This window comes from Streptomyces sp. 8N616 (assembly GCF_052246385.1).
In the GTDB taxonomy this organism is placed as follows: domain Bacteria; phylum Actinomycetota; class Actinomycetes; order Streptomycetales; family Streptomycetaceae; genus Streptomyces.
Genome location: NZ_JBQQBY010000015.1, coordinates 176,261 through 182,784 on the forward strand (window position 1 = coordinate 176,261; position 6,524 = coordinate 182,784).

At 71.1% G+C, this 6,524-nt stretch carries 7 protein-coding genes; 3 read left to right on the forward strand and 4 right to left on the reverse strand.

Annotated elements, in window-relative coordinates; genetic code table 11:
- The first annotated feature begins 208 nt into the window (after window positions 1-208).
- Genes nth through ACTWQC_RS16305 form a run of 3 tightly spaced genes read left to right on the forward strand, consistent with a single transcriptional unit; the run spans window position 209 to window position 2,970 of the window.
- A complete protein-coding gene (gene nth, locus ACTWQC_RS16295; RefSeq protein ID WP_443316396.1) occupies window positions 209-1,030 on the forward strand; it encodes an endonuclease III in 822 nt (273 codons plus the stop codon).
- Complete coding sequence (locus tag ACTWQC_RS16300) at window positions 1,027-1,758, forward strand: NUDIX hydrolase (RefSeq protein WP_443316397.1); 732 nt, start codon at window positions 1,027-1,029, stop codon at window positions 1,756-1,758. The genes nth and ACTWQC_RS16300 overlap by 4 nt, the downstream gene beginning before the upstream one ends.
- Window positions 1,759-1,770: 12 nt before the next feature.
- Window positions 1,771-2,970 carry a MarP family serine protease gene (locus ACTWQC_RS16305; RefSeq protein ID WP_443316398.1) on the forward strand — a complete coding sequence of 400 codons (1,200 nt, stop codon included), beginning with the start codon at window positions 1,771-1,773 and terminating at the stop codon, window positions 2,968-2,970.
- Between the two features lie 26 nt (window positions 2,971-2,996).
- Here the strand turns inward: ACTWQC_RS16305 and ACTWQC_RS16310 are convergent, their stop codons facing one another.
- The 4 genes from ACTWQC_RS16310 to nhaA form a co-directional block, all read right to left on the reverse strand.
- Entirely contained in the window at window positions 2,997-3,218 is a 222-nt protein-coding gene (locus ACTWQC_RS16310; RefSeq protein WP_443316399.1) for a hypothetical protein, read from the reverse strand.
- A gap of 108 nt (window positions 3,219-3,326) precedes the next feature.
- The gene (locus tag ACTWQC_RS16315; RefSeq protein ID WP_443316400.1) at window positions 3,327-4,253 is read right to left on the reverse strand and encodes an alpha/beta fold hydrolase; all 927 of its coding nucleotides are present in this window, start codon (window positions 4,251-4,253) and stop codon (window positions 3,327-3,329) included.
- A complete protein-coding gene (locus ACTWQC_RS16320; RefSeq protein WP_443316401.1) occupies window positions 4,250-4,708 on the reverse strand; it encodes a phage holin family protein in 459 nt (152 codons plus the stop codon). The genes ACTWQC_RS16315 and ACTWQC_RS16320 overlap by 4 nt, the downstream gene beginning before the upstream one ends.
- A gap of 99 nt (window positions 4,709-4,807) precedes the next feature.
- Window positions 4,808-6,199 carry a Na+/H+ antiporter NhaA gene (gene nhaA, locus ACTWQC_RS16325; RefSeq protein ID WP_443316402.1) on the reverse strand — a complete coding sequence of 464 codons (1,392 nt, stop codon included), beginning with the start codon at window positions 6,197-6,199 and terminating at the stop codon, window positions 4,808-4,810.
- Window positions 6,200-6,524: the final 325 nt, after the last annotated feature.

A 6,524-nucleotide genomic window follows, 5' to 3' on the forward strand; every position in this document is an offset into this window, starting at 1 on the left:
ATGATGCCGGACGGTAAAACTGTGTGATCAAACACAAGTGTGGCGCATCCCTCGCGGAACCCATACGGCAGGGGTCCGATCGGGGTGCCGTTTCCCGGCGACCGGGGCGTATGTCGGTGCCGGGCTTTACTCTGGCCGGGTGTCCAATACGCCGGTGAGAGCACAGGGCAAGGGGGCCGGACGAGTGACTGCGGCAGAAAATTCCGCTGTGGGCGAACAGGCGCCGACCCAGAAGAAAAAAGCCGCAAAGGGAGCAAAAGCCAAGCCGGAGTCCCGGCTCGCGCTCGTCCGCCGCGCTCGCCGGATCAACCGCGAGCTGGCCGACCTCTATCCGTATGCGCACCCCGAGCTGGACTTCGAGAACCCCTTCCAGCTCCTCGTTGCGACGGTCCTCTCCGCGCAGACCACCGATCTGCGCGTCAACCAGACCACCCCCGACCTCTTCGCCGTCTATCCCACGCCCGAGGACATGGCGGCGGCCAACCCGGAGGAGCTGGAGCAGATCATCCGGCCCACCGGCTTCTTCCGCGCCAAGGCGAAGTCGCTGATCGGGCTGTCCGCCGCGCTGCGCGACCGCTTCGGCGGCGAGGTGCCGGGACGGCTCGAGGATCTGGTCACCCTGCCCGGCGTCGGTCGCAAGACGGCGAACGTGGTGCTGGGCAACGCGTTCGGGGTGCCCGGCCTGACCGTGGACACGCACTTCGGGCGGCTGGTCCGGCGCTGGAAGTGGACCGAGCAGGAGGACCCGGACAAGGTCGAGGCCGAGGTCGCAGAGCTCTTCCCCAAGAGCGAGTGGACGATGCTCTCGCACCGGATCATCTTCCACGGCCGCCGCGTCTGCCACTCCCGCAAACCGGCCTGCGGCGCCTGCCCGATCGCCCCGCTCTGCCCGGCGTACGGCGAGGGCGAGACCGACCCGGAGAAGGCGAGGAAACTGCTGAAGTACGAGCTGGGCGGCGCCCCCGGGCAGCGGCTCAAGCCCCCGCCGGACTACCCCGGCAAGCCCGCTCCACCCCTGGGGGCGGAATGACGGGTGCGCGGGAGACCCCGGGGGCCGTGGGGTCCTTCGGGGCTGCGTCCGGTGCCCTCGGCGATGAGATCGCCGTCAGCGCTCAGGGGCTGCCCGAGTGGCTGGAGCCCGTGGCCCGGGCGGCGGAGACCGTGGAGCCGCGGCAGCTGAGCCGATTCCTGCCGCCGGAGTCCGGAGGCCGCCCCTCCGCCGTGCTCATCCTCTTCGGCGAGGACGGCGAAGGCCCCGAGCTGCTCCTCATGGAGCGCGCCGGGACGCTGCGGTCCCACGCCGGGCAGCCGTCCTTCCCCGGCGGCGCGCTCGACCCGGAGGACGGCGATCCGCGGACCGTGGGGCCGGTGCGCGCCGCGCTCCGCGAGGCCCGTGAGGAGACCGGGCTCGACCCCGCCGGTGTCCAGATCTTCGGCGTGCTTCCGGCGCTCTACATTCCGGTGAGCGGCTTCGTCGTGACGCCCGTGCTCGGCTGGTGGCGGACACCGAGCCCGGTCTCGCCGGTCGACCCGGCCGAGACCGCCCGGGTGTTCACCGTGCCAGTGGCGGAACTCACGGACCCGGCCAACCGCGCGCTCACGAGCCATCCCAGCGGCCACAGCGGCCCGGCCTTCCTCGTCCGGGATGCCCTGGTCTGGGGGTTCACGGCCGGTGTGATCGACCGGATTCTGCACTTCGCGGGCTGGGAACGGCCCTGGGACCGCAGCAAGCATGTCCCGCTCGACTGGCGTGCATGAGACGGTGTCCCGGTGAATGTGCTGGACATCCTTCTGTTGCTCGCCGCCGTGTGGTTCGCGATCGTCGGTTACCGCCAGGGCTTCGTCGTCGGCATCCTGTCGGTGATCGGCTTCATCGGCGGCGGCCTCGTGGCCGTCTACCTGCTTCCCGTGATCTGGGACCAGGTCACTGACGAGGCCACTCCCGGGACGGGCGCCGCGGTCGCGGCGGTGGTCGTCGTCATCGTATGCGCCTCGGTCGGGCAGGCCTTCACCACGCACCTGGGCAACAAGCTCCGCCGGTATATCACCTGGTCACCGGCGCGCGCCCTGGACGCGACCGGTGGCGCGCTGGTCAACGTCGTCGCGATGCTGCTGGTGGCCTGGCTCATCGGCTCGGCCCTGGCCGGGACTTCGCTGCCCACCCTCGGCAAGGAGGTCCGCGACTCCAAGGTGCTGCTCGGCGTCTCGCGCGTGGTCCCGGAGTCGGCCAACACCTGGTTCGCGGACTTCAGCTCCGTCCTCGCGCAGAACGGCTTCCCGCAGGTCTTCAGCCCGTTCTCCAACGAGCCGATCACCTCGGTCCCCGCCCCCGACCCCCGGCTCGCGACCAGCCCGGTCGCCGACCGCGCCCAGCGCAGCATCGTGAAGGTCGTCGGCACCGCGCCCGGCTGTGCCAAGGTCCTCGAGGGCACCGGCTTCGTCTTCGCCCCGAACCGCGTGATGACCAACGCACATGTGGTGGGCGGAGTCGACGAGCCGACCGTGCAGATCGGCGGCGAGGGCAGGCTCTACGACGCGCGGGTCGTCGTCTACGACTGGGAGCGCGACATCGCCGTCCTCGACGTCCCCTCCCTCCGGGCACCCGCCCTCCGGTTCACCGAAGGCGACGCCCGCAGCAGCGACAGCGCGATCGTCGCCGGCTTCCCGGAGAACGGCGCGTTCGACGTACGGGCGGCCCGCATCCGCGGACGTATCCAGGCCAACGGCCCGGACATCTACCACCGCGGCACGGTCAGCCGCGACGTGTACTCCCTCTACGCGACGGTCCGGCAGGGCAACTCCGGCGGACCGCTGCTCACTCCGGACGGCCGCGTCTACGGGGTGGTCTTCGCCAAGTCGCTGGACGACGCGAACACCGGGTACGCGCTGACGGCGGACGAGGTGCGCGAGGACATCCTCAAGGGCCGTACGACCACCCGGCCGGTGGACAGCCAGGGCTGCGCGCTCTAGCGGCCGTTCGCCGACCGCCGGGCCGGCTAGCCGCGTGGATGGCGCAGCCGCGCCGACACCCAGCGGGCGCGGCGGCGGAGAATGCGCGGGATGCCCAGTTGGAGATCTGGGATCCGGCCGGGACGCCCCGCGACGATCACCCCCTGCGGGGTGGTGCGCGCGGCGGAGGCGCGACGGCTGCGAGCTGCGTTGTCCCGGGGAGAGGCCCCCGTACTCCCTGCATCGTGGGAGTCGTGCGTCCAACCCATACCGGGAAGCGTGCCCGTGACGCATGGTCGGTAACCGCCTCCGGGACGGCCAATCGGCCTATGCGGCGGGCAATTGGCGTTCGTAGGAGGGATGTACGGGAGTGGTCCTCAGCGGTCCGGCTCGGGGTCCTTCAGCCAGTTGATGAGCTCGGTGGAGAAGGCGACGGGATCCTCCTCGTGGGGGAAGTGCCCGAGCCCGTCGAACAGCCGCCAGCGATACGGCGCCTCGACGTACTCCCCCGAACCCGCCGCGCTCCGCGTCCGCATGACCGGGTCGAGCGAGCCGTGCAGATGGAGCGTCGGCACCCGCACCGGCCGCTTCATGCGCCGGTTGAACTGGATCCCGTCCGGCCGGGCCACCGACCGGACCATCCACCGGTACGGCTCGATCGCGCAGTGCGCCGTCGACGGGATGCTCATCGCGCGCCGGTAGGCCTGCACCGCCTCCTCCTCGGGCGGCCGGGGCCCCGACCAGTCCCTGATCAGTCGCTCCACCAGCGCCGCGCCGTCCGCGGTCAGCCGCCGTTCGGGGATCCACGGCCGCTGGAAGCCCCAGATGTGGCTGCTCGCCGCGGACTGCTTGACGTCGGCGAGCATGGCCGAGCGCCAGCGCCGCGGGTGCGGCATCGAGCAGACCGCGAGCCGCCGGACCAGCTTCGGCCGCATCACGGCCGCCGTCCAGGCCAGATAGCCGCCCAGGTCGTGGCCGACGAGCGCGGCGTCGGGCTCGCCGAGGGAGCGGATCACGCCGGTCACGTCGAGCGCGAGGTTCGCCGGGTCGTAGCCACGCGGCGTACGGTCACTGCCGCCGACCCCGCGCAGGTCCATGGCCACGGCGCGGAAGCCCGCGTCGGCGAGCGCGGTCAGCTGGTGGCGCCAGGACCACCAGAACTGCGGGAAGCCGTGCAGCAGCAGCACGAGCGGGCCGTCGCCGGCCTCGGCGATATGGAAGCGGGCGCCGTTGGCGGCCACGTCCCGGTGCGTCCAGGGGCCGTCGAGCCGTACGACCGAGGCTGAGGTGTCGGGAACCGTCATACTGATGAGCGTGTCACAGTCGCGTCCGCGGGGCGCGAGCCGACCGCCGGGCGGGGATGCGGCTTGACGCCCTGAAGCACCGCGGCGGTCTGCTTGGCCGAGGTGATGGACTTCTGCGGCGGCTTGACCTTCTTGAACTTGGCGACGGCGAAGAGCCCGAGCAGCGCGGCGATGACGAGGTAGGCCGCCCCCACGATGAGGAAGGACCAGGCCAGGCCGAGGCCGAGGTTGTGGATGCCGTACGCGGCCGCGAAGCTCAGCACCGGCAGGGCGAACAGCGCCAGGATTCCGGCCGCCGTGATCGCGCCGCCGCCGATGCCCGCACGCTTGACGTCCCGCCGGATCTCCGCCTTGGCCAGGGCGATCTCGTCGTGCACCAGGGCGGACAGATCGGCCGTTGCCGAGGCCACCAGCCGGCCGAGGCTGCGGTCGCCGTCCTGCTCGACTGAGCTCATCGCTGCATCCCTCTTCTCTTCACTGCTTGCGTGCACTCATCGGTGCTGCCTTCATGCCTTCATGTCTTCAGTGCACCAACCCGCCGGTTGCCCTCCAGATCATGCCGGACCGTCGTCGTTTGTGCCTCTGCCCGCGGCCACTTCGGCAAGCCGCCGGTGCTCGGCGGCCTTCGCCTCGTGGATGGCCGCCATCCGCAGGTGGTACTCGGGGTTGTCCAGCTCGTAGATGTCGGGGATGCCGTCGTGGTCCTCGTCCCGCTCCTCGTCGTCGCACAGCGTCCGGTACTTGACGTCCCGGAGCTTGAGCAGCGCGGTCGCGAGCACCGCCGCCATCAGCGAGCCGACGAGCACCGCCGCCTTGACCTCGCCGGCGAGGACCGGGTCGCCGGGGAACGCGAGGTCGCCGATGAGGAGCGAGACGGTGAAGCCGATCCCGGCGAGCGAGGCGACGGCGAAGACGTCGGCCCACGCCAGGTCCTCGTTCAGCTCGGCTCGGGTGAAGCGGGCGGCGAGCCAGGAGCCGCCGAAGACACCGGCGGTCTTGCCCGCGACGAGCCCGATGACGACGCCCAGCGGCTCCGGCTTGGTGAAGACGTCGCCGAGCGAGTCCCCCGAGACCGTCACCCCTGTCGCGAAGAGGGCGAACAGCGGCACCGCGAGCCCGGCCGAGAGCGGGCGTACGAGGTGCTCGATGTGCTCCGCGGGCGAGTGCTCCTCGCCGTCCCGGACCGTGCAGCGGAGCATCAGGCCCATCGCGACACCGGCGACGGTGGCGTGCACCCCGCTCGCGTGCATCAGCGCCCAGATGACGAGGGCCAGCGGCACGTAGACGTACCAGCCGCGTACGCCCCTTCGATGCAGGAACCAGAAGAGGGCGAGGCCGCCGGCGGCGAGGCCCAGCTCCAGGAAGTGGATCTGGGTGGTGAAGAAGACCGCGATGATCAGGATCGCGAAGAGGTCGTCGACGACGGCGAGGGTGAGCAGGAAGGCGCGCAGTGAGGACGGCAGGGAGGTGCCGATGACCGCGAGGACGGCGAGCGCGAACGCGATGTCGGTGGCGGTCGGCACCGCCCAGCCGCCCAGGTCTCCGCCGCCGCCCGCGTTCACGGCGACGTAGAAGAGCGCCGGGACGGCCATGCCGCAGATCGCGGCGACGACCGGGAGGGCGGCGGCCTTGGGCTCGCGCAGCTCGCCCGAGACCAGCTCGCGCTTGAGCTCGATCCCCGCGACGAAGAAGAAGATGGTGAGCAGGCCGTCCTGGGCCCAGGAGCCGACGGACAGGTGGAGGTGCAGCGACTCGGGTCCGAAGGAGAAGGCCCTGACGTCCTGATAGACGTCGCTCAGCGGGGTGTTGGCCAGGATGAGCGCGGCGATCGCGGCGGCCAGCAGGAGGACACCGCCCACGGTCTCGGCGCGCAGGGCGTCCGCCACGAAGGTCCGCTCGGGGAGCGAGAGACGTCCCAGGAACTTACGGGCGTTGGGCGCGGCCACGGGTGGGACCTCCGGTCGGCATCGGCTGCGAAAGGCCCCGGCCGGATGAGGAAATGGCAGGAGCACTTGCCGACCAGACTTCCCGGCACACCCTGAGAACTTGCCGCGATGTTGACGCGACGGACCCAGCTTAGCCGCAACGGTGAGGGGTGACCCGCGGCCGCGGGTCACCCCTCACCTGCAATAACGCTGTGACCTGCTCAGTCTTCGCTTGCGGCGGTGGGCAGTTTGCTCTGGATGAGTTCCATGACGGAGGAGTCGGTGAGGGTGGTCACGTCGCCGAGTGTGCGGTTTTCGGCGACGTCGCGGAGGAGTCTGCGCATGA

Excerpts from the sequence above, each read along its gene's own strand:
- ACTWQC_RS16310 (WP_443316399.1), bottom strand. The coding sequence starts at position 3,218 with ATGGGTTGGACGCACGACTCCCACGATGCAGGGAGTACGGGGGCCTCT.
- ACTWQC_RS16315 (WP_443316400.1), bottom strand. The coding sequence starts at position 4,253 with ATGACGGTTCCCGACACCTCAGCCTCGGTCGTACGGCTCGACGGCCCC.
- ACTWQC_RS16300 (WP_443316397.1), top strand. The coding sequence starts at position 1,027 with ATGACGGGTGCGCGGGAGACCCCGGGGGCCGTGGGGTCCTTCGGGGCT.
- ACTWQC_RS16320 (WP_443316401.1), bottom strand. The coding sequence starts at position 4,708 with ATGAGCTCAGTCGAGCAGGACGGCGACCGCAGCCTCGGCCGGCTGGTG.